The organism is Aedoeadaptatus urinae, from assembly GCF_900155585.1.
In the GTDB taxonomy this organism is placed as follows: Bacteria; Bacillota; Clostridia; order Tissierellales; family Peptoniphilaceae; genus Aedoeadaptatus; species Aedoeadaptatus urinae.
In genome coordinates this window covers 26,750-47,770 of sequence record NZ_LT707418.1, presented here as the reverse complement: position 1 = coordinate 47,770, position 21,021 = coordinate 26,750, and the positions used below count along the sequence as shown (strand labels likewise).

18 protein-coding genes are annotated in these 21,021 nt (G+C 49.9%); 2 read left to right on the top strand and 16 right to left on the bottom strand.

The window, feature by feature from the left end; translation table 11 throughout:
* Window position 1: 1 nt before the first annotated feature.
* The 6 genes from BQ7397_RS05340 to BQ7397_RS09360 all read right to left on the bottom strand — a co-directional run bounded on the left by BQ7397_RS05340 (window position 2) and on the right by BQ7397_RS09360 (window position 5,790).
* Window positions 2-1,441, bottom strand: coding sequence for an aminoacyl-histidine dipeptidase (locus BQ7397_RS05340; protein WP_159435159.1), 1,440 nt, complete (start codon window positions 1,439-1,441; stop codon window positions 2-4).
* A 45-nt stretch (window positions 1,442-1,486) separates the two neighbouring features.
* On the bottom strand, window positions 1,487-1,981 hold the full coding sequence (gene msrA, locus BQ7397_RS05335; protein ID WP_077075083.1) for a peptide-methionine (S)-S-oxide reductase MsrA: 495 nt from the start codon (window positions 1,979-1,981) through the stop codon (window positions 1,487-1,489).
* 8 nt (window positions 1,982-1,989) lie between these two features.
* Window positions 1,990-3,327 (bottom strand): GTP pyrophosphokinase, encoded by a 1,338-nt coding sequence (locus tag BQ7397_RS05330; protein ID WP_077075082.1) that lies wholly within the window; start codon window positions 3,325-3,327, stop codon window positions 1,990-1,992.
* A gap of 222 nt (window positions 3,328-3,549) precedes the next feature.
* The gene (locus BQ7397_RS09010) at window positions 3,550-4,482 is read right to left on the bottom strand and encodes an IS3 family transposase (protein WP_234970557.1); all 933 of its coding nucleotides are present in this window, start codon (window positions 4,480-4,482) and stop codon (window positions 3,550-3,552) included.
* Entirely contained in the window at window positions 4,392-4,976 is a 585-nt protein-coding gene (locus BQ7397_RS09365) for a helix-turn-helix domain-containing protein (protein ID WP_077074540.1), read from the bottom strand. The genes BQ7397_RS09010 and BQ7397_RS09365 overlap by 91 nt, the downstream gene beginning before the upstream one ends.
* Window positions 4,977-5,040: 64 nt before the next feature.
* On the bottom strand, window positions 5,041-5,790 hold the full coding sequence (locus tag BQ7397_RS09360) for a peptidylprolyl isomerase (RefSeq protein WP_077075081.1): 750 nt from the start codon (window positions 5,788-5,790) through the stop codon (window positions 5,041-5,043).
* Between the two features lie 303 nt (window positions 5,791-6,093).
* Between BQ7397_RS09360 and glmS the strand changes: the two genes are divergently transcribed.
* Window positions 6,094-7,914 carry a glutamine--fructose-6-phosphate transaminase (isomerizing) gene (gene glmS, locus BQ7397_RS05310; protein ID WP_077075080.1) on the top strand — a complete coding sequence of 607 codons (1,821 nt, stop codon included), beginning with the start codon at window positions 6,094-6,096 and terminating at the stop codon, window positions 7,912-7,914.
* Window positions 7,915-8,057: 143 nt separating this feature from the next.
* The gene (locus BQ7397_RS05305) at window positions 8,058-8,576 is read left to right on the top strand and encodes a ClbS/DfsB family four-helix bundle protein (RefSeq protein ID WP_077075079.1); all 519 of its coding nucleotides are present in this window, start codon (window positions 8,058-8,060) and stop codon (window positions 8,574-8,576) included.
* 132 nt (window positions 8,577-8,708) lie between these two features.
* Here BQ7397_RS05305 and BQ7397_RS05300 read toward each other — a convergent pair whose 3' ends face one another.
* The 10 genes from BQ7397_RS05300 to gatA form a co-directional block, all read right to left on the bottom strand.
* Complete coding sequence (locus BQ7397_RS05300; protein ID WP_077075078.1) at window positions 8,709-11,180, bottom strand: ABC transporter permease; 2,472 nt, start codon at window positions 11,178-11,180, stop codon at window positions 8,709-8,711.
* A gap of 3 nt (window positions 11,181-11,183) precedes the next feature.
* Window positions 11,184-11,855 (bottom strand): ABC transporter ATP-binding protein, encoded by a 672-nt coding sequence (locus tag BQ7397_RS05295; RefSeq protein WP_077075077.1) that lies wholly within the window; start codon window positions 11,853-11,855, stop codon window positions 11,184-11,186.
* Between the two features lie 73 nt (window positions 11,856-11,928).
* Window positions 11,929-12,894 carry a sensor histidine kinase gene (locus BQ7397_RS05290; protein ID WP_200801208.1) on the bottom strand — a complete coding sequence of 322 codons (966 nt, stop codon included), beginning with the start codon at window positions 12,892-12,894 and terminating at the stop codon, window positions 11,929-11,931.
* Window positions 12,887-13,549 (bottom strand): response regulator transcription factor, encoded by a 663-nt coding sequence (locus tag BQ7397_RS05285; protein WP_077075075.1) that lies wholly within the window; start codon window positions 13,547-13,549, stop codon window positions 12,887-12,889. The genes BQ7397_RS05290 and BQ7397_RS05285 overlap by 8 nt, the downstream gene beginning before the upstream one ends.
* 12 nt (window positions 13,550-13,561) lie before the next feature.
* On the bottom strand, window positions 13,562-15,034 hold the full coding sequence (locus BQ7397_RS05280; RefSeq protein ID WP_200801207.1) for a cobyric acid synthase: 1,473 nt from the start codon (window positions 15,032-15,034) through the stop codon (window positions 13,562-13,564).
* The gene (locus BQ7397_RS05275; protein WP_077075073.1) at window positions 15,022-16,344 is read right to left on the bottom strand and encodes a cobyrinic acid a,c-diamide synthase CobB; all 1,323 of its coding nucleotides are present in this window, start codon (window positions 16,342-16,344) and stop codon (window positions 15,022-15,024) included. Before BQ7397_RS05275 ends, BQ7397_RS05280 begins: the two co-directional genes overlap by 13 nt.
* Window positions 16,341-17,534, bottom strand: a complete 1,194-nt coding sequence (gene sfsA / locus BQ7397_RS09185; protein ID WP_077075072.1) for a DNA/RNA nuclease SfsA — start codon at window positions 17,532-17,534, stop codon at window positions 16,341-16,343. The genes BQ7397_RS05275 and sfsA overlap by 4 nt, the downstream gene beginning before the upstream one ends.
* Window positions 17,531-18,142, bottom strand: coding sequence for a DedA family protein (locus tag BQ7397_RS05265; RefSeq protein ID WP_077075071.1), 612 nt, complete (start codon window positions 18,140-18,142; stop codon window positions 17,531-17,533). Before BQ7397_RS05265 ends, sfsA begins: the two co-directional genes overlap by 4 nt.
* A 15-nt stretch (window positions 18,143-18,157) precedes the next feature.
* Window positions 18,158-19,585 carry an Asp-tRNA(Asn)/Glu-tRNA(Gln) amidotransferase subunit GatB gene (gene gatB, locus BQ7397_RS05260; RefSeq protein ID WP_077075070.1) on the bottom strand — a complete coding sequence of 476 codons (1,428 nt, stop codon included), beginning with the start codon at window positions 19,583-19,585 and terminating at the stop codon, window positions 18,158-18,160.
* On the bottom strand, window positions 19,585-21,015 hold the full coding sequence (gene gatA, locus BQ7397_RS05255) for an Asp-tRNA(Asn)/Glu-tRNA(Gln) amidotransferase subunit GatA (protein WP_077075069.1): 1,431 nt from the start codon (window positions 21,013-21,015) through the stop codon (window positions 19,585-19,587). Before gatA ends, gatB begins: the two co-directional genes overlap by 1 nt.
* Window positions 21,016-21,021: the final 6 nt, after the last annotated feature.

Below are 21,021 nucleotides of genomic sequence, written 5' to 3'. Positions count from 1 at the left end.
TTTATCCTTTCGTGTTTAACAGTTTAATCAGGTAGTCGAAGACTCGCTTCGTGGAAGAAATGGATAGATTTTCTCCCGGTGCATGCACGCCTTCCATGTCGGGGCCAATGGAAATCATATCCATATGACCGATGGCATCTTGCAAAATGCCGCATTCCAAACCGGCGTGAATCATTTCTACCGTGGCTTCTTCTCCGGTGATTTCTTTCCATAGTTTGACGGCTTTGTCGCGTAGCGGCGATTCTTCCGCATATTCCCATGCGGCGTAGGAAGATTGTTCTTCGTATTTACCGCCGTTGACTTCGCCGGCCATGCGGTTTTTCAAAGCGATAAAATGAATCTTGCTTTCCACATCGCTGCGGATTTGCATGGTGAAAACCACCTTTTCGTCGTTGCTTGCGCCGACGCCCACATTGGTGGAAGATTCAACCAAGCCTTCGATTTTTTTGCTGAAGGTGTTGACGCCGTTGGGTGCCAATAACAGGTAGTTAATGATGCCGTCGGCTACTTCCGGGGTGAGGACCTTGTCGGCCTTGGCATCGACAATACTCAGCTTGCCGTTGGGGTCCGTGGCGACGAATTCCTTAAGAATCGTGTCGGCCGAGCGATTTAAGGCTTCTTTTACAGCGTCCACATCTTTGGAGTCGACGCCGATAATGGCTTCGGCATCTCTGGGGATGGCGTTGGGCTTGGATCCGCCGGAGAAGTCAACCAATTCGAAATCGTGTTCGAAGGACACTTCTCTTAACATCCGCGCCAGTAAAAGAATGGGGTTGCCCCGTTCGTCGTCGATGTCCGCGCCGGAGTGGCCGCCGCGGAATCCGCCGAAGTCCAGTTGAAGGAAGACGTCTTTTTCCGGTGCTTTGAAGGATTTTTCAAAAACAATATTGGACACCAAACCGCCGGCACAGCCCACGGTAATAATGCCTTCTTCTTCCGAGTCGATGTTGATCAAGGTACGGCCTTCGAGGAGCTTCCCGTCGAGGGTGTGAGCTCCGGTCATGCCGGTCTCTTCGTCCGTGGTGATCAAGCATTCCAAAGCGGGATGTTCGTAATCGCCGTCTAAAATCGCCAGCATCATGGCCACGGCAATGCCGTCGTCGGCGCCTAATGTGGTGTTCTTGGCAATGATCCGATCGCCTTCCACGACCGCTTCAATGGGGTCACAACAGAAATTGTGTTCGTGGCCTTTCACCGCTTCACAGACCATGTCCATGTGGCCTTGTAAAATGACGGTGGGCTCATTTTCGTAGCCCTTGGACGCGGGCTTCTTAATGATGACGTTGTTCTCTTTGTCTTGAATGACCTCGAGGTTCCGTTCTTTTGCCCATGCTACCAAGTAATTGCTGATTCTTTCTTCTTCTTTGCTGCATCTGGGAATGTCCGTAATTTCAGCAAAGTACTTCAATACCGGGAAGTCGCCGGTTAAACCTTTTATCACAATATCACCTCTCCTTTATATTACACGAAATGCACCGTTCCGTCATTAGTTTTCGCTTTTCTTAGGCAAAGGAATGTGGCAATAACCGCCGGGGTTTTTCACCAAGTACTTTTGATGGTATTCCTCCGCCTCGGTGAAGTTTTGAAGAGCCTCCACCTCTACCCAAATCTTACGCGCAGAATCCTTTTGCCGCCTCTGTCTATCCTCTTCGTAAAAGGCCTTCAGCGCCTCGTCGCCCGGTCGATAGTAGAGGCCGGTGCGGTACTGCCGCCCCACGTCGTTTCCCTGGCGAAAATAGCTGTAGGGGTCGATGATTTTATAAAACAAATCGACGATTTCCTGCCTGGAAATAACGTCGTCATCGAATTCGATGATGACACCTTCCGCCGCCTTGCTCTTGCCGTAGCACAGGTCTTCGTAGGTGGGATTCGGGATATCGGAATTGACATAGCCCACCAAAGTCGACGTAATGCCTTTCGTTCGACGAAAATATTCTTCCACGCCCCAAAAACAGCCGCCGGCCAAAATAATTTCCGCCATGCTCCCTCCTAACTGTTTAGCAAACGCTCGATGCGCGATTTGTTTTCCTGAAAATCCTCGAAGGAGTCGATATTTCGAAAGACTTGAGATATGGAGTGATTGCTCAATCCGTAGTACTTGCTGATCATATGGTTCATGGAAGGATCTTTTTCCACCATGGTGGCGTAGCAGTCCAAGACGAAATCCACGAGGACTTGGTATTCCTCCTCGGAAAAACCTCTGGAATCTACTTCTCTCGATACCATGTTTACCAAGAGACTTTCCAGATAGCGGAAAAACTCTTCGAAGTCGATTCGGGGTTCAGACTGCTCGATGACGGCAATGATCTTAAAAAACAAATTCCATCCGAACTCCCGCGGCATGACGGCGTAAACCGCCCGGCCCACCCGTTCGGTAAAGTCCGTGGTAAAGCTCGGCTTGCGATCGAAGACCACGCTCTCGGACACTTTGAAGCCTCGCTGGTCGATGTGATTGATGCGGTTCAAAAGGCGAATGAAGTTTTCCCCTTCGTTATAATCCAAGAGCTCCTGGCATTTGTAATCCAGGTAATCCACGATAATGTCCGAGGTTTCGTTAAAGTCCACGACGAAGCCCAGCTCTTTTCGAATGTTTCCGACGAAAATGTCGTGAATGATTTTCGACAACAGGCTCTTCACCTGTTTGTGATTGCTGTAGGCCGCCGAGGAGTCCATGTCGTTAACGTGCTCATAAAGAATCCTCAACTGCCTGTCGATCATGGACAGATTGTCCTTGATGGAGTGCATAATGTCCCGGAAAAATTCTTCCGTGAGCATGTAGTTGTAGTTCTTGTACAGGACCTTGTGGTCGATTTCGCCCCAGAAGACATTGACCAGGGACTTGATCTGCAGTTCGAAATTTATGTTTTCGTCGCCGTCTTTAATAATGCCGTCGATTTTATAAATGCCGAATCCGTTTTTCTGTATCATGGGCTGGGCCGTTTCCATATCGAGGAAAATGCCCTTGTGAGTCGGCGAGCGATAGTAGCCGTCTTCCACGGGAATGTAAAACAAATCCTTAATGGCGCGGTAGATAGCCGCCTCGTCATCGGTAAAGCGACATTCGATTCGAAGGCCGATAATGTCCTGCATGTTCCGAAGCATTTTCGACGGATCGTCGTAACGCATGTAAAGGCTGTTGCGAATAATTTTTTCCCGCAGAGAGTTTGGCGATTTAATTCGGGAATTGACCGCGAGAAAACGGTCGTTTTCCATAAATTCCATTTCGAAAAAGTTTTCGAGCTCGTTCTCAAGCTCCGCTATGTGATCGTATTTATTGTTCAACAGCTCGATGGAGCGGTCGATAAAATTAAATAAATCCAGTTCCATATCTTCCCCCTGACTTAACCTCTAGTATAACACAGAACAAAGTCGGAAAACGATTCAGGCTTCGCTCTTTGCCCTCGGCATCGCCTGTGAATTAAAGGTTTGAAAATATGTTTTTCTTTTCAAAGGCAATAAAAAAGCGGCCGAAGTAGAGTGACCCCATAAAGTTGGACTTAATCGAGTAAGCATTTCGCTTGCTCGATTTTGTTTTACATAACATTCGTTCTATGCGGATTTCATTCGTTCACGGTATTGCTTCGGACTCAAGCCACCCAACTTTTCTTTGATTCGATCGTTGTTGTAGTAGCGGATAAAACGTTCGATCGCCCGCACGAGTTCTTGCCGGCTTCGGTAGACGTAACCGTCGTAGATTTCTCTTTTCAGCACACTAAAGAAGTTTTCCATGGGTGCGTTGTCGTAGCAGTTGCCTTTTCTCGACATGCTCTGGAAGATGTGATGCTTTTTCAGCATGGCTTGATAGGCGGTCATTTGGTAGCCCCAACCACGATCGGAGTGGAAGGTGCGCCGGTAGGGGCAACCGTTGGTTCGTTCGATGGCTTCTTCTAAGCCTCGTAGCATGGTGACGCCGTTGGGTTGGTCGGAGAGGACGTAGCTGATGATTTCCAGATTGTACATGTCCATATATGGATCGAGATAGAGTTTCTTTGTTTGAAGTTTCCCGGTTTGATCTTCGATGTAGTATTTGAATTCTGTGGTGTCGGTGGTAATTTTTTGGTAGGGGATACAGGTGTTGAAGCGTCGATTGATTCGATTCTTCTTAATTTTGCCGACGACGCCTTTGTAGGAGTTGTACTTCTTGTATTTCCTACCGTAGGCGTGGACTTGAAGGCCCATGTCTTGAACCAGTCGTTGAACTTTCTTTTTGTTTACCACTTGGCCCCGGTTCTTCAGCTCCAGATGGATCCGGCGGTAGCCGTAGTCTTTGTGTTCGCGCCGAATGGCGAGGATCTCGTCTTTTAACGCTTGGTCTTTGTCTTCTTCGCTCCACTTTTTCTGCCAATACATAAAGGTGGATTTGGGAAAGTTGATGGCAGCGAGTATCTCTGTTAGTTGGAATTGTTCTCGGAGTTTGGCGACGATCCTCGCCTTTTTCTCATTTTTTCTTCCCTCACCAAACTCCTTAGCTCCTCCAGATATATCTTTTGAATGGTGAGCCTCCGATTCTCCGCTTCTAATTCTTTGATGCGGTTTTCCAATGCCTCACGTGAGCTTGCATCAAGAGGCTCCTTCTTAGTTGCAGACTTCGGTGGTTGATTGCAGGCGTCTTTCTTCGTCACAGGTCTCCCTCGCTTATGTGATTGCAGCCCCTCAATGCCCTCCTTTCGATACTGACTGTGCCATTTGGCGATCATGGACGGATTCGTCAAACCGAGTTCAAGGGCCAATTGTTGGTAACTACATTCGCTCGTTTCGTAACGTGTAATGGCTTCTAACTTAAACTCTACACTGTACGAGCGTTTATTTCTAGAGCGTATTAAGCCTTCATCGCCAAAATGTTTGTAATTGTTGACCCAGCGTCTGATCTGCGATTCGCCAATCTGATATTTATCTTCTAAGACGAGATAGCTTGTCTTCCCTGACAAGTATTCTTCGACGATTTTCCTCTTCAATTCATAACTGTATTTTGCCATTAAAAGACCCCCAAAGGTTGGATTTCTTGGTCCAACTTTTGGGGGTCAGTGCAAAGCCACTTCTTTATTTGTATTCTACCTTGTATTTCTTTTCCAGCTCGGCTACCTTGTCCAAATAGCATTGTTGTTGTTTTTGACGAGTTAGTTCCATTTGAATTTCGCCGCGAACGTCGTCGAAACTTTTCGCTTCTTCCGGACTGCCTTCAAAGCGTTTAATAATGTGGTAACCGAATTGGGTCTTCACGGGATCGGAAATTTCTCCGTCTTCCATGGCGAAAACTTCTTCCTCGAACTCCGGTACCATTTGACCGCGACCGAAGGTACCCAAGTCGCCGCCGTTTTGATTGGAGGGGCAGGAAGAGTGTTCCTTGGCCAGATCGGCAAAGTCGGCGCCTTCACGTGCTTGCTTGGCGAGGTCGGCGGCCTTTTCTTCGTCGTCGATTAAAATGTGAGCGGCGTGTACGGATTCCGGCTTTTTGAAATAATCCTTGTTTTCTTCGTAATACTTTTTCATGTCTTCTTCAGACACTTCCACGCCTTCAATGGTTTTGGAGAAGTTGTAGGATTTCAAAAGGGACTTCTTCGTATCGGCGAAGACCTTTTTAAATTCTTCCTCTTCGTCCAATTTTCTGTCTTGGGCATCCAAAAGCAAAAGCTCTTGACGAACCAATTCGTCTAAAATATGCTTTTTGCCTTCTTCGCCTTGGAATTGAATGGCCATTTGCGGATTCATGCTCTTTAAATAAGCATCCACATCGGATTGATGAATGTCCATTTGTCCAATGGACGCCAGTACTTTATTTTCTTCAGTCATGATTACCTCCTAGTATTTGCGGCATATTTGCCTTTCTCTGCTCTTTATCATAACAATCCTATATACGTCCGTCAAGATGAGTCTATTCTCTTAATCCCGAAGGCTATGGTATAATAGTTATGTACGCTAGTAATTTAGTGCGGGAGAAGAATATGAGCGCCAGCACCTTCAAGGTGGACGAGGAATGAAGTGATCGAAATTTTCGGCGGATGCTTCATAGGTCTGCAACCTAAGTATTGTACAAAACCCAGAGCAATCTGTGCACAAAATCAATACGGCAGCTCCCGAGATTAGGAGGATATTATGTGTGGAATTGTCGCCTTTAACGGCAAAGTAAATGCTGAAGAACGGATTCTTCAGGGACTTGAAAAATTAGAATATCGCGGCTACGACAGTGCCGGCATCGCCATCATCGAAGACGGCGTATTAAAAGTTACAAAAGCAGCCGGCCGCTTGGATGCTTTGGAAGAAAAGCTCCGCGCCCATCCCCTGGCAGGCCACAACGGCATCGGCCACACTCGCTGGGCGACTCACGGCGTTCCCAGTGAAATAAATGCCCACCCCCACGTTTCCAGCGATTCAAAGGTGGCCGTGGTACACAACGGCATTATCGAAAATTTCCAGGAAATTAAAAATCGACTCATGGAAGAGGGCTACACCTTCTATTCCGAAACGGATACGGAAGTGGTGGCAAACTTAATCGCATCGAAGCTTCACGGCGACTTGAAGGCGGCCGTGGAAGATGCGACGAAAGAACTCCGCGGCACATTCAGCCTGGCCGTCCTCTCTTCCGAGGATCCGGAAACCTTAATCGTCACCCGCAGGGAATCCCCCTTGATTTTAGGCATTGCAGAAGACGGCGTCTTTGCCGCATCGGACATCCCCGCCCTCTTGGCCTACACCCGCGATGTGATTTATTTGGACAACGACGATCTCGTGGTCATTGAAAACGGCGACTACACCATCTATAACGGCGGCAAAGCCATCGAAAAAGATGTACAGACCGTGGAATGGAGCATGGAAAGCGCCGGCAAAGAAGGCTTCGAACACTACATGATGAAAGAAATCTTCGAACAACCGAAGGTCATTCGCGACTGCCTGCTTCGCAAAGTGAAAGATGGCTTCGTCAGCTTCGGCGATCAATCCTTTACGAAAGAAGAAATCGAAAACTTCGACCACGTTTACATGACCGCCTGCGGCACGGCCTTCCACGCTTCCCAAGTGGGCAAGCGCGCCTTGGAAGAGGCCATGCAAAAGGAAATTACGGCGGAAATCGCATCGGAATTCCGCTATAATATGCCCTTCTTAAACGAAAACAGCCTGCTCATCGTCGTGAGCCAATCCGGCGAAACCGGCGACACCCTGGCCGTGCTTCGTGAGGCAAAACAACGGGGCGCGAAGGTTCTCGCCATTACCAATGTGTTGGGATCTTCCATCGACCGGGAAAGCGACAAAGTCATTTACTGCGACGCCGGCCCCGAAATTTCCGTTGCCAGCACCAAGGCCTACTCCACTCAGCTCTTGAGCCTTTATCTCTTGGCCCTGGACTTCGGCTACAAGCTGGGCACCTACGACGAAGAAGCGGTGAAGGTTGCCATCGAAGAGCTCTCCGACGTTCCGGAAAAAATCGAATCCATTTTAGAACATGTGGATGATTTGGATCCCATTGCCAAACGCCTCGCTTCTCACCCGGCCATTTTCTACTTGGGCCGCGGCATCGACTACCTGAGCGCGAAAGAAGGCGCCTTAAAGCTCAAGGAAATCTCCTACATCCACGCCCAATCCATGCCCGCCGGCGAATTAAAACACGGCAGCATCGCCCTCGTGGAAGAGGGACTTCCCATCGTCACCATCATCACCCAATCCCTTCTCGTGGAAAAAAGCATTTCCAATATTAAAGAAGTGAAGGCCAGAGGCGCTTACAACATCGTCATTACCGACGACGTCAGCGCCCACATCGACGAAGTGGCCGACGATCTCATTCGCATCCCCGCCATTTCCGATCTCTACGCCCCCATTCTCGCCGTCTTGCCCCAACAAATCCTCGCCTACAAAGTGAGCGTCCTTTTGGGCAACGACGTGGACAAGCCGAGAAACCTGGCGAAATCCGTTACCGTCGAATAAAAATAACGAATCGGCATAAGTTCTCTTGTGCCGATTTTTTCATGTATGCATAGATGTGGAATTTTTCTGAATTTCCTTGAGTTACCAAAAAGCGATGTTTTAAAATGGTACTATCTTAATTTTACGATTGCGCGGAGGTATATATGCGATCTTACGAAAACAAGGACGAATTAAAAAATGAAATAAAGAAGACCTTTGAAAAATACATCGCAGAGTTTGAAACCATTCCTGAGGATTTAAAGGATACAAGAGTGGATGAAGTGGATCGTACACCCGCTGAAAACTTAGCCTATCAAGTAGGCTGGACAACGCTCCTTTTAAAATGGGAAGAAGAGGAAAAAAAGGGTCAGGACGTTAAAACCCCGTCAAATTCGTTTCGATGGAATCAGCTGGGAGAATTGTATCAGTGGTTTACAGATACGTATGCTTCTAATTCCTTAAAAGAATTAAAAAATATGCTCACAGAGAATGTCGACGCCATTTATCTGATGATTGATGAACTGAATGAAGAGGAACTATTTAAGCCTCACATGCGAAAATGGGCTGATGAGGCGACAAAAACGGCGACGTGGGAAGTTTACAAATTTATTCATGTAAATACTGTTGCGCCTTTTGGGACATTTAGAACGAAGATTCGAAAGTGGAAAAAATTGGTATTGTAAAATGTAAATTTTTTCTGCTTAAATTTCATTTGCAAGAGATAAAAATCCATTGAGGAATTACTTCCCCAATGGATTTTTTAGAGCATTTATATGTTATTCTGTCGTAAATTTTACTTCAATTCCTATTTCCGTTTATTCAACGAATACTTGCTCCAAGCCCTTTCTTATGGAAAGGCTGATCCCGATGCCCATGACGACGAATACCAAAGCAATGGGCAGATAGTTCGTCGTGAAGAAAAGATTTTTCGCGGCGAAAGCAAGGGCGAATTTGCTCCTCGCCGATCGTCCTAAGATGACCACGGGAAGCAAGATGCCGTAAAGGACAAGTAGCCGCAAAAAGAGCATGCCGCCTTCTCTGTAAACCATGGATTTCATTTGCCTTTCCGTCATGCCCGCCGTCATAAGCAGTTCAAACTCTCTCTTTCTGGCCCGCAAGTTGCCGATAAAACTATTGTAAGCATTGGTCAAGGCGATGAGAATGAGAATCCCTTGAATGCCTCCGTTCAGTACGCGCACATTCCTCTCCGCCTCATTATCCAAAGCCCGACTCATGGCTTGAGTCAAGGTGGAGTGGTCGGTCTTCGGAATATAAGATGCGATGACTTTCTCGAAATCTTCGGATACTTTGTCCACGTTTTTGTCCGCTCGCATTTTTATATTGTAGTAGTTGACCGGATCTGCCGGATCGTGTCCTTCCTTTTGAAAAAACGCCTCCATGGTGGACTGTCGCGTAAATAGGGAGACTTCTCGAGCCGTCATGGGCTCGATGGCGAAGGGCATCTCGTCGATCACGCCGCCGATGCCGATGGCCATCACCTTGCCCTCCGCGGCGTAGCGCAGCTTTACGGCCCCGCTTCCATCGGTGACGGAAATGTAATTTCGAAAGGCATAGGGACTTCCGTCGTCGGCGGCGGTTCTATTTAAGAGCAAATACGCCGTATCGTTATCGTATCCATTCGCTTCTAAAAGTTTCTCGTAATCCTCGTCGGTAAGTCCATAAAGCCTGGCATACAATTCTTTTGACTTCTTGCCATCTTTTAACGCCTGTTTCATAGGATCTGAAAAGAACGCTCCGTTGTCTCCGACAAAGCACTTAAAGTCTTGCTTGCGATATACATGCCATTCATCCGCGCCTTTTAGAGCCTCTAGGTCCTCGATCATTTGGGGATCCATCGATCCCGGGGTGTAAATAACCGAGGAAAAGGAATAGGGGCTGCGAAATTTGTCGTAGGCCTCAGTGAGCCCGCTATAGGCGCCGGACACCATGACCACGGTGAGAATCACGGCCGAAAGGGCCGTAGACAAAAGGATCGTGCGGTAGGTTCTCTTGTAAGAAACGTAATAATCTTTGGCCAAGGTCCTTTCGATTTTTCCCTTTACTTTCGACGGACCCCGTCGCCCGTCTTTTTCCGACAGGTCGTTTAGTCCCTCAATAATATTTAATTTCCCGCAGCGCTTCGCCGGCACCATGGCGGATAGATAAACCGTCGCCGCAGATAAAACTAAAATAGCCAAAATCCCATAGGGCGAAAGGCTCACCGCTTGAAAATCCGGCGCCTTAATTCGCTCGCTTAATATGTCGGCCACAGCATGGATGCTCTTGGCATTGTTGCGCCACATTAAATACAAGAGTCCGTTGGCCACGCCATAGGACAGAGCCGTGCCCAGCAGAATCGGTCCCCTCGCCAAAAGAAAAGCGCGCCTGCGGATCATTTCCTTTACTTGTTTCTCCGTCATGCCCACGCTTTTTAACAGGGCGATCTCCCGCTGATCCCGACTGTTCCACACGTTAAAAGCGCCGTAAATAATAAAGGCAAATAAGAGTACCAACAGACTCATGGGAATATACATTTCCAGTGCACGAGATAGCACATTTTTCGGCGGAATAATTCCATTGGGATAGATCAATTTATAATTCAAGAGAGGGATGTTGTAACCCAATCGCCCCTGACTTTCCGCCACTTTCGGATCGATGCTTCGCTTCTGTAAAATCTCCCGCGTCAGAGTGTAGGTATCCCGTGGGTTTTTGTACCATATATAGGCCTCTACGACACTCGAACCGTCATAAAGTGCGTCTTTCGACACATCTGACACGCGACCGATCAAATAATACTCATCAAACGATAATTCGGGGTTCTCGTAAACGCCTACGATCCGATAAGTCTTCCCTTCCGCCTCCAATGTGCTGTTCAGATGCAGATCTCGATTTTGCTTCAAAAATGAATCAGGCACTAACAATTCGTCGTCTCTTTCCGGCCGCCTGCCCTCGACGGGTTCAAAGCTTTTTAATTGAGAGAAACAATCTTCCCGTTCGTAAATCACGGCGTTTCGGTCCGTTTTTACAATGCGATCAAAGGCAATTTTCTCGATGGCCGGATTCTTTTTTAAATCATCGTAAAAAGAGGCGTCGACCTCGGCAATGGACGCGTGGTAATCACCTTGATCGGCGACGGCAAAATCAACTTCCGCTTTTCTTAAAGAGGTAGTGATAAACAGAATGGTCCCCAGTAAAATCACGGCAAGCAGTATGCTTGTTTTTACCGCCAAGGCGTCTTTTTTTCCGGCGTTGACCACGGAGGCAGCTAATTCACCAATGATTTTCATCGTCTACACCTCCGAAGGGAAGAGTTTTCCATCGATCATGCGAAAAACTTTTTGGCAGCTGTTGGCCACATTTTCATCGTGGGTCACGACGACCATGGTGGAGCCGGTGCGCTCGTTGACCAATCGGAAAAGGGCAGTGATTTCTTCGGAATTTCGCCGATCCAAGTTCCCCGTGGGCTCGTCCGCTAAAATCAGGGCGGGCCTCGTGATTAAGCTTCGGGCGATGGCCACCCGCTGCTGCTCGCCGCCGGAAAGTTGTTTCGGATAGCGATCCAATTTATCTTCGATCCCGAGAATCGAAATAATCTCTTTAAAATAAGCCTCGTCTTCCTTTCTTCCGTCCAGAAGTAGGGGAAGTAAGATATTTTTCCGTGCCGTTATATTGGGGATCAAATTGAAAAATTGGTAGATGACCCCGATGTTTCGTCGGCGGAAAATGGTCATTTCCTCGTTACTAAGGGTGGTAATGTTTTTATCTTGAATATAAATTTCGCCGCCGGTGGGTCTGTCGATACCAGCCAAAAGGTGGAGTAAGGTGGACTTTCCCGATCCGCTGTCGCCGATGATTGCCACCAAGTCTCCTTTTTCCAATTGAAAATTAACGCCGTCCAGTGCGTGTACTTCCACCGTCCGACCGTAGGTCTTCGTAAGATTCACTGTTTTTACAATAGGCATAGTGTTCCTCCTTTTCTGAGCCTACGATATCAAGTGAAAGTGACCGGTCGGTGACTGAGTACCGATGCCTCGTTTATTCGTAAAAGCGCAACTCGAATCGATTTGATTCCTTGCCTTTTGTATAGAGGAGATCGCCGCCTTGTCTTTTCATAATCGCCCTTGCCATGGGGAGGCCGATTCCAAAGCCGGATGTGTTGGGATCTTTTTTATAAAAGCGCCGAAATGCTTGTTTCAAAGTGTCCCGATCCATGCCTTCGCCGAAATCTTCGACGACAATGGATTTGTAGACATTGGTTTTTATAAAAGTCATGGCTATGCCTCTTTCTTTGGACGCTTCCATGCCGTTCTTCGCCAGATTAAACAGGGCTTCGTAGGTCCATTTCTTATCGCAATAGAGAGCCACTGATTCGCCATAAATAGTGCAAGGGATCTTTTCTCTCCCGAAGGCACTTTCCAATCCTTCCGCCACGGATGTCGCCAGCTCCATACCGTCGACCGCTTCCTTTTTCATCGCCACCACATCACTGTCCACCGCCGCCAATTTAAGTAGCGCATCGGAAAGGCCCAAGAGGCGCTCCATGGATCGGCCCATACGTTCAAGTGCCTCTTTGTCCGATGCATCGTCGATGAGATCCAGCATAAGCAAGGTGCCTGTAATTGGCGTCTTGATTTGATGGGCGATATCTTCCGTATACTCCGTTAGTTGAACGCGACGGTTCTCAGCCTCTTGAGCGATGCGCTTATTTTCTGATGTCATCTTCACGATTTCATCTCTCAGCTTAGAAAAATCGTCTTCTTCGGCCTCATCGACTCGAGACTCCGGATCCGAACTATGTAGGAGGCGGATCATGTCGTCGATCTTCTCTTCCATTTCCATGGAACTCTTCCCTTCAAAGCGATCGATGGCAAAGTAAAGCCCTCCGTTAATCATAATAAACAGCGCGACGGTCAACCAATCGAAGCGGGGAAAGAAAGCGATCACAACCATGGAAAGGACGAGATTTAGCGATAGGATCAATAGGGTCTGTCTCTTATTCATCGCCATCCTCCCAAAAATAGCCCATGCCTCGCACGGTTTTTATAAAATGGCCGTAAGGTCCCAGTTTCTTGCGAAGGCGCTTCATGGCGACGGTGAGCGTATTATCGTTAACTTCGTCGCCAAAGCCCCACACCTCGTCGATTAATTGGCTTCGCAACAATTGTCTGCCCCGATGTGCCAATAGCATGGCCAGCAGATCAAATTCCTGTCTATTTAAGTCCACGGCATCGCCCCGCAAGATCGCCATCTTCGATTGCCTGTCTAAGATCAGCTCTTTAAATTCCAACAACTCTTCTTCCGGCACGCGACGCTTAAAAAGATTGTCAATTCGCGCCTTCAGTACGGGAAGGGAAAATGGCTTCGCCACGTATTCATCGGCCCCTTGAGACAAGCCCTTCACGACATAGTCTTCGTCGCCTTTTACCGTCAACATGAGAATGGGCAGTTTAGAAAAGGAACGGACCCAATTTAAAAAATCGAAGCCCGATCCGTCGGGAAGATTTACATCGAGAATGAGCAGATCGGCGGAGCAAATTTGCTCTTCGCCCACATCGCCCAATCGACTCGCCGCCACCACATCCATGTCGTACCGAGCCAGATAAGTTTTCACGCCGTAGACGATGGTCTCGTCGTCTTCGATCATCAGTATCTTCAATGGTCCCTCCTTTTACAACAAGCCCAAGATTTCGTCCAGCTTCTTCATATCCAAGGCCTCTTCCACCACGGATGCCAGCTTTTCGATTTGGCTGTCTTTAAAAGCGGCGTAGTCCATGGTTTCTTTCGCCGGCAGGTCTTTTTCTTTCTTCAGCGCTGCCACGATCCCTTCGGCGATGTGGGGAGCATCGAAGAAGCCGTGAATGTAGGTTCCGTAGAGGCGGCCGTTTTTTGCGACGCCGCCGGACTCCGTCAAAGGCTTCATGTCTGCGCCCTCTCTTATCTCGCTTTGTCCCATATGGATTTCATAGCCCGATACTTTTGTTCCGTTCAGATTTTTCAGCAGGCTCTCGGAAGAGGTAATCGCCGTTTCCACACGGCATTGTTTCTTCTCTTTTGAAAAGACGGTGTCCATGGGAAAGAGCTTGAGCCCCTCCATGGTGCCGCCGCTTTCAACGAAATCCGGATCGGAAAGGGTGTCTCCCATCATTTGAAAGCCGCCGCAAATGGAAAAGACGGCGCCGCCGCTTTCCGCGTGACGCAGGACGCGGGAATATATTCCCGTTTCTTTCAGCCATTTTAAATCGGCCATGGTGTTTTTCGTTCCGGGGATGATCAAGAGATCCGGCTCGCCGAAATCTTCCACTCTGGCGATGGTGCGGACGGAAACGTCGGCCATCATTTGAAATGGCGCTACATCGGTGACATTGGATATGTGGGGCAGACGAATGACGGCGATGTCCACGGCGGCGTCATTCGTCTCGTGAAATTCCATGGCAAGGGAGTCTTCCGCCTCCAGGCGCACATCGGCGTAGGGCACGACGCCGAGGACGGGGACGCCGGTGCGCTCTTCCAAAATTTTAAGCCCCGGCACCAATATGGACACGTCGCCGCGGAAGCGGTTCACGACGATTCCCTTGAGCCTTCTTCGCTCGTCCTCGTCGAAGAGCTCCCAAGTGCCCACGACGGAGGCGAACATGCCGCCGCGATCGATGTCGGCAATGAGTATGGCAGGAATGTCCGCCGCCTTGGCGAAGCCCATGTTTACCATGTCCACGCTTTTTAAATTGATCTCCGAGGCGCTTCCCGCTCCTTCACACAAGACAAAGTCGAACTCATCGGCCAGGGATTCGTAGGCCGCCAGGGCTTTCGGAAAGAGCTTTTTCTTTTCGGCGTAATAGGCTCGGGTCTCGAGATTTTTGTAGACGCGGCCATTTACGATAACCTGGCTCACACCCGGCGATGTCGGCTTTAAGAGAATAGGGTTCATGCGCACGTCGGCGGGAATCCGCGCCGCTTCCGCCTGCACGATTTGCGCCCGCCCGATTTCCGAGCCGTCGTCGGTGATGCCGCTGTTCAGAGCCATGTTCTGCGCCTTAAAGGGCGCCACACGGTAGCCTCTGTTGGCGTAAATGCGAAGGAGCGCTGCCACCATGGCGCTTTTGCCCGCGTTGGATGCCGTTCCCAATACCATTAACCCTGCCACATTGTCGCCTCCTTTAATGCCTCAAGAAAATTATCTCTGATTCTCTCGTTGCCGCTTAGATGGAGTTGAGGATAGCCGGCGTAAATATTTTTCCTGTGATACGCCGTGCGCCTCTTTCCCCTGCCTCCCGGCTTTTGGATGAGAAGGTCCTTCCCCTCTTCATCGGCGGCGCTGTAGTGAAATTCGTGGACGTGTGGGGCCTCGCCGGCCTTTAATAACAAGCCGTCCTCTTCCGCATTTATCACCTGATAGCCGAAGTGTTGCAGGCGCTCCGTCATTTTCGATTCGCCGGGAAAGAGCCCGAAGGCTTCGCTGCCGTCGATTTTTTCGAGAAGGCTCATAAAGCCGCCGCCCTCGGCAATAAGAAGGCCGCCGCTTTCGACGAAAGATTTTAAATCACGAGCAAGGGCCGTATTTTTCGCCAAAGCTTCTTTGTGAAGCTCCGGATAGCCGCCGCCCAGGTAGACGCCGCAGATCCCCTTCGGCAGAGGATCCGTGAGGGGCGAGAAGGGAATCCATTCCACGCCTCTCTCGGCGAGATCGTCGAGGACGTCTTCGTAATAAAAGAAAAAGGCCTCGTCCTTCGCAATGGCCACGGGAATTTTTTCCCTAGTTGGAAGCATGGTCATTTCACTGCTCACGGATTCCGTTTCACACGCCGCGAGGAGCTTATCTAAATCCACGTAATTTTCCACGACGTCCGCCCAATTTTCTGCAAAGGTGCGGAAGTTTTTTATCTCCTCCGGTCGATGCAGACCCAGATGGCGCTCCGGCAAGTCCCGATCCAAATCGGGAATGCAGCCGTAGAGGGAAAGCCCCGTGGCTTCTTTGATGATTTTTTCGTAGTAGGACGCCATGGCAGGCTTCGTGTGATTTAATATAACGCCTGCAATGGTGTTTTCTTTATAATTTAAAAAGCCCTGAAGCTCCGCACCGAGACTCGCGCCCTTGCCCCGCCCCGATGCGATGAAAATCGTCGGCGTCTTAGTGAAGTTGGCCATCTCCGCTGCCGAACATGCCGTCGTTGTGGACATGCCGTCGTAGTAGCCCATGGCCCCTTCCATGACGATGACGTCCTTTTTCTCCAGGCGAGCCATTAGGTGGAAAATGTAATCGTCGTCCATAAGATGGCGATCCAGATTCACACCGTAAGCCCGCAGGGCCCGGTGATACATGGGATCGATGTAATCGGGCCCGATCTTCGCCGATGCCACCGTCATGCCTCGGCGAATCAGGGCGCCGATGATCCCCATGGTGATGGTTGTTTTGCCCGCGCCGGAGTGCCCGGCGGATAAAAGAAGTCGCTTCATAAAATCACCTGCTCATAAGCCACACGCTCGGTGCCGTCGGCCACGGTAATCACGCCGCAGTAGGTAAAGCCCGTGGACTCGATTAAACCCTTCATGCGAAAATTATCGGCGTGGGTATCGATGCGAATGGCGGGGATGCCTTTTGACCTTGCGTAGGCGAAAATCCGCTCCATCATGCGCCTGCTTATGCCCTCGCCTCTTTTATTTTCGGCGACGACGAATTGATGAATCGTCAGGTAGTCGCCCTCCGTAAGCCAATTGCCGTCGATGACGTCGTAAGTGGGATCCGCTCCTTCCCTTAAGACGGCCATGCCTGCGACGGTATCGTCTTTAAAGAAGTAGCAGCCGCGTTTGATATTTTCCAAAAGCTCTTCCGGTGTTGGATCCATGCCCTGCCATTGATCCACGCCGTCAATCTTTAATGCGGCCCGCGCCGAATCGATCAGGTTGACGACGACAGGCAGCTCTTCCCCGGTCTTCACAAGGGCGAGAGGCGCTTTTCTGAAATAGGGCACGGCTTTATCCATTTCCATTTCCGCTCCGTCGACGATGGTATCCACGACGAAAATATGGAGCCCCTTCTCTTCCGCTTCTCTCAGTGCCCGAGTGAATTCGGGATCCGTCTCCTCGTTTGGCGTAAAACCCCAAATGCCTTTCATCTGCACGACGAATAACACGCCGCAGCATTTTCCCTCCGCAGCCATGTCGCCCAGCTCGCGAATGTGCTTCGCCCCGCGCACAGTAGGCGCGTCGGGAAATTTCGCCAGGCCCTCTGCTTCCAAGGTGACGCCCTTCACTTCCAAAAAACCTTCGCCTTCCGAGCCTTTGAGGTAAAAGTCGAAGCGGCTGTCGCCCTCGGTGACTTCCCGCTCGTAGGAAAGAATTTTTCCGAAGCCCTTTAAGTAAGGCTCGCCGTCGAAATATTCCGCTGCCAAATGATTGGGCGCCTGGGAGTCGATATTTATGAGAAGGTCCCCTTTATACACCGTAACCAAGCTGTAAGGCGTCTTGCGTTTCCTTGCGGGATCCGCTCCCTCTAAGAGCACTTTTGCCCCGGGGATAAAAAGTTCCCGACAGCGTCCCGTGTTGGGCACGTGAACCCGTATACTTTTATTGTCTTTTTCTACCATAGCAATAAAGCGATTTTCCCTGTTAAGAAAAACCGCTTCTTCCATGCGTTTATATTTCATTCTGCGTCCCTTTGTTTAAAATGCCAAATCAAATAAGCTACGGCCAGCACGGCCAGCAGAGCCACGATGACGTATTTGTAGTAATCCAAATAGGTGAGGATCACGTGCCAATTTTCCCCGGTCTTGTAGCCGAGAAAGGTGAGCACGCAGTTCCACACGAAGGAACCCGCCGCCGTGAGCAGAGAAAATACGGAGATTCGCATGGACACCATACCGGCGGGGATGGAGATCAGACTGCGAATGACGGGCACGCAACGGCCGACGAGGACGAGGATTTTTCCTTTGTGCTCGAACGTGTTGACTACGCCCATAATTTCCTTTTTCTTAAAGCCCAGCCTTCCCATCCAGCCGTTCTCGGCGGAGTCGTAAATTTTTACCGTAGGCACCATGCGGCCGATGCCGTAGAGAATGTAGGCCCCGAAAAGAGAGCCCGCCGTGGCCGCCAAGGTCGTGGGAAGAAAAGAGAGGTTGCCTCGCCCGACGAAAAAGCCGCCGAGGAGCAAAATCACTTCCGATGGAATGGGCGGAAATACATTTTCTATAAAGATCAATGCGAAGACGGCCAGGTAACCGTAATCGGTTATGGCCGAGGTGATCACACTTTCCACTGAACATTCCCCTTTTTATTGCTTAAGAAATTTCACGAGCATTTCATTGGCCATTTGAGGATTGGCCTTGCCGCGACTTTTCTTCATAACTTGGCCTACGAGGAAGCCGACGACGCGGTCCTTGCCCGCCTTAAATTGTTCCACGGACTCGGGATTTTCAGCCAAGACTTCCTTGACCATGGCTTCGATTTCCGATGCGTCACCGATTTGAACCAGGCCCTCTTCTTCGATAATGGCCTTGGGCTTCTTGCCTTCTTCACACATTTTGCGGAAAACTTTCTTCCCGGCGTTGTTGTTGATCTTTCCGGATTTCACCTGCTCCAAGAGATAGGCGAAGTCTTCTCCTTCGAAGGGCACCTCCATGTCCCCGTCGTCGGTGACTTCGATGCGGCGCAGAAATTCCGTCATAAACCAATTGGAAAGCATGTCGTAGTCCGTAAAGTGTTTGGCCACCTCTTCAAAGTAGTTGGCAACTTTTTTCGAACCGCAAATAACCTTCGCGTCGTATTCTTTCAGGCCGTAGGTTTCGATAAAGCGGGCGATCTTCACATCGGGAAGTTCCGCCATGCCCTTGCGCACCTTTTCGATCCATTCGTCGTCGATGAACAGGGGACCCAGGTCTCCTTCCGGCGCAAAGCGGTAGTCGCTGGCCGTATACTTTACCCTCATAACCACGGTTTTGTTTTGTGCATCGTCCCAACGACGGGTGGCGCGCAGTTCCGTTTCGCCCTTTTCCATAAGCTCGATTTGACGGGCCACTTCGTAGTCGATGGCCTTTTCCACGGCGCGGAAAGAGTTCAGGTTCTTGACCTCGGAAATGGCACTGCGTTCGCCTGTTTCCGTGTTCTTAATATTGACATTGACGTCGCAGCGCAGGGAGCCCTCTTCCATCTTCACGTCGCTGACTTCCAAATAGCGCAGAGTGTTTCTCAGCTTTTCCAAGAAGAGGCGCGCTTCCAGCCCCGAAGCCATGTCCGGGTCGGAGACCACTTCCACCAAGGGCACGCCGCAGCGATTGTAGTCCATGAGGGTCGTACCTTTTTCCGTATGCAGGCTCTTGCCCGTGTCTTCTTCTAATTGAATTTGGTGAATGCCGATCTTCTTAGGGCCCTCATCAGTTTCGATTTCGATATAGCCGTGATTGGCAACGGCTTCGTCGGTTTGAGTAATTTGATAGCCCTTGGTTAAGTCGGGATAGAAGTAATTCTTTCTGGAGAAAGTGGATTTGTGATTGATTTCCATATGAAAGGCCGTGGCGATTTCAATGGCACGCTCCACGGCGCCTTTGTTTAAGACGGGAGTAGCGCCGGGAAGACCTAAACAAACCGGACAGGTGCAGGTGTTGGGCTCTCTGCCGTAGGCGTTTTCGCAGCCGCAGAAGGCCTTGGTCTTGGTGGATAGTTCGACGTGGATTTCTAATCCCACGATTGTCTTGTAACCCATTAGATATTTCCCTCCAATTCTTTCGCCGTGGCAAGGGCTTGATGGTCATTGCTCTTCTTCGGAATAATTTGAATGCCCACGGGAAGCCCGTCCTTGTCCTTAGCCGGCACGCTGATGCCGCCGGTGCCGATAAGGTTCACGGGGACCGTAAATAAATCCAGCATATAGATTTGAACCGGGGACATCGCCCTGTCGATAGGCACAGCCACTGTCGGCGAGGTGGGACAGAGAATCACGTCGTGGTTTTGATAAACCTGATTGAATTCTTCCATCATGCAGTGACGCATTTCCAGAGATTGTTCGAAGTATTCCTTGGAGTGATCCATGCTCATAATATAGGAGCCGATCATGATGCGGCGCTTTACTTCATCGCCGAAACCTTCGCTGCGGGTCTTGATGTAGAGATCGTCGATATTGTCGTAATCGTCGGCAATAAAGCCGTACAAAATACCGTCGAAGCGGCTCATATTCGGCGCGATTTCGCCGTTGACCAAAATATGGTAGACGGCAATGGCCAGATCCAGGCTGGCGATGTGGACGTATTCTACTTGTGCGCCCTTTTCCTTCATGAAGTCCACGGTGCGTTGGAAGGCTTCCCGTACGGAATCCTCCACGTCGAAGGTCTTAAAGGTGTCGGGGATGGCAACCTTCAGCTCGCTTAAGGGCTTGGCGCCTTTCACGGCTTCGGCGGAAAGGGAGTCGTTGCCGATACAGGTAGCGTCCCGTTGATCGGAGCCTTCGAGGATTTCCAGGACGTATTGTACGTCGTCTACGGTATGAGCCAGGACGCCGACTTGGTCAAAGGTATTGGCCATGGCGGCGACACCGTAGCGTGAAATACTTCCGTGAGAGGGCTTCATGCCCACGACGCCACAGAAGGAGGCCGGTTGACGTACGGATCCGCCGGTGTCGGTGCCCAGACTAATGGCACAGAAATTTGCCGCAACGGAAGCGGCGCTGCCGCCGGAGGAGCCGCCGGCAACCCGGGTTCTGTCCACGGGATTTTTCGTCGTGCCGAAGTAAGAGGTCTTCGTGGATGAGCCCATGGCAAATTCGTCCAGATTAACCTTGCCGATGAGAATGGCATCCTCCGCCTTTAGCTTCGTCGTGACTACGGCGTCGTAGGGCGAAACGAAATCGGCGAGCATTTTTGATGCACAGGTCATACGCACGTCTTTCATGGCGATATTGTCCTTTAAGGAGACGACGATGCCCGCCAGCTTTCCTAAGGGCTCGCCTTTTTCGCGCTTTTCGTCCAATTCCTTCGCCTTTTTCAGGGCGATATCCTCAGTGAGGGTGATGAAAACATTTAAATCCTCGTCGTCCCGCTTAATATTTTCTAAATAGGCTTCGACCAGCTCCGTACAGGTAATTTCACCGTCGAGAAACAGTCGTCTGGTTTCCAGGCCGCTTAAATGGGTCAGATTCATAAGACC

Coding starts and splice junctions, on each gene's coding strand:
- msrA (WP_077075083.1), bottom strand. CDS start 1,981: ATGGCGGAAATTATTTTGGCCGGCGGCTGTTTTTGGGGCGTGGAAGAA.
- BQ7397_RS05330 (WP_077075082.1), bottom strand. CDS start 3,327: ATGGAACTGGATTTATTTAATTTTATCGACCGCTCCATCGAGCTGTTG.
- BQ7397_RS09365 (WP_077074540.1), bottom strand. CDS start 4,976: ATGGCAAAATACAGTTATGAATTGAAGAGGAAAATCGTCGAAGAATAC.
- BQ7397_RS09360 (WP_077075081.1), bottom strand. CDS start 5,790: ATGACTGAAGAAAATAAAGTACTGGCGTCCATTGGACAAATGGACATT.
- glmS (WP_077075080.1), top strand. CDS start 6,094: ATGTGTGGAATTGTCGCCTTTAACGGCAAAGTAAATGCTGAAGAACGG.
- BQ7397_RS05305 (WP_077075079.1), top strand. CDS start 8,058: ATGCGATCTTACGAAAACAAGGACGAATTAAAAAATGAAATAAAGAAG.
- BQ7397_RS05300 (WP_077075078.1), bottom strand. CDS start 11,180: ATGAAAATCATTGGTGAATTAGCTGCCTCCGTGGTCAACGCCGGAAAA.
- BQ7397_RS05295 (WP_077075077.1), bottom strand. CDS start 11,855: ATGCCTATTGTAAAAACAGTGAATCTTACGAAGACCTACGGTCGGACG.
- BQ7397_RS05290 (WP_200801208.1), bottom strand. CDS start 12,894: ATGAATAAGAGACAGACCCTATTGATCCTATCGCTAAATCTCGTCCTT.
- BQ7397_RS05275 (WP_077075073.1), bottom strand. CDS start 16,344: ATGAAGCGACTTCTTTTATCCGCCGGGCACTCCGGCGCGGGCAAAACA.
- sfsA (WP_077075072.1), bottom strand. CDS start 17,534: ATGAAATATAAACGCATGGAAGAAGCGGTTTTTCTTAACAGGGAAAAT.
- gatB (WP_077075070.1), bottom strand. CDS start 19,585: ATGGGTTACAAGACAATCGTGGGATTAGAAATCCACGTCGAACTATCC.
- gatA (WP_077075069.1), bottom strand. CDS start 21,015: ATGAATCTGACCCATTTAAGCGGCCTGGAAACCAGACGACTGTTTCTC.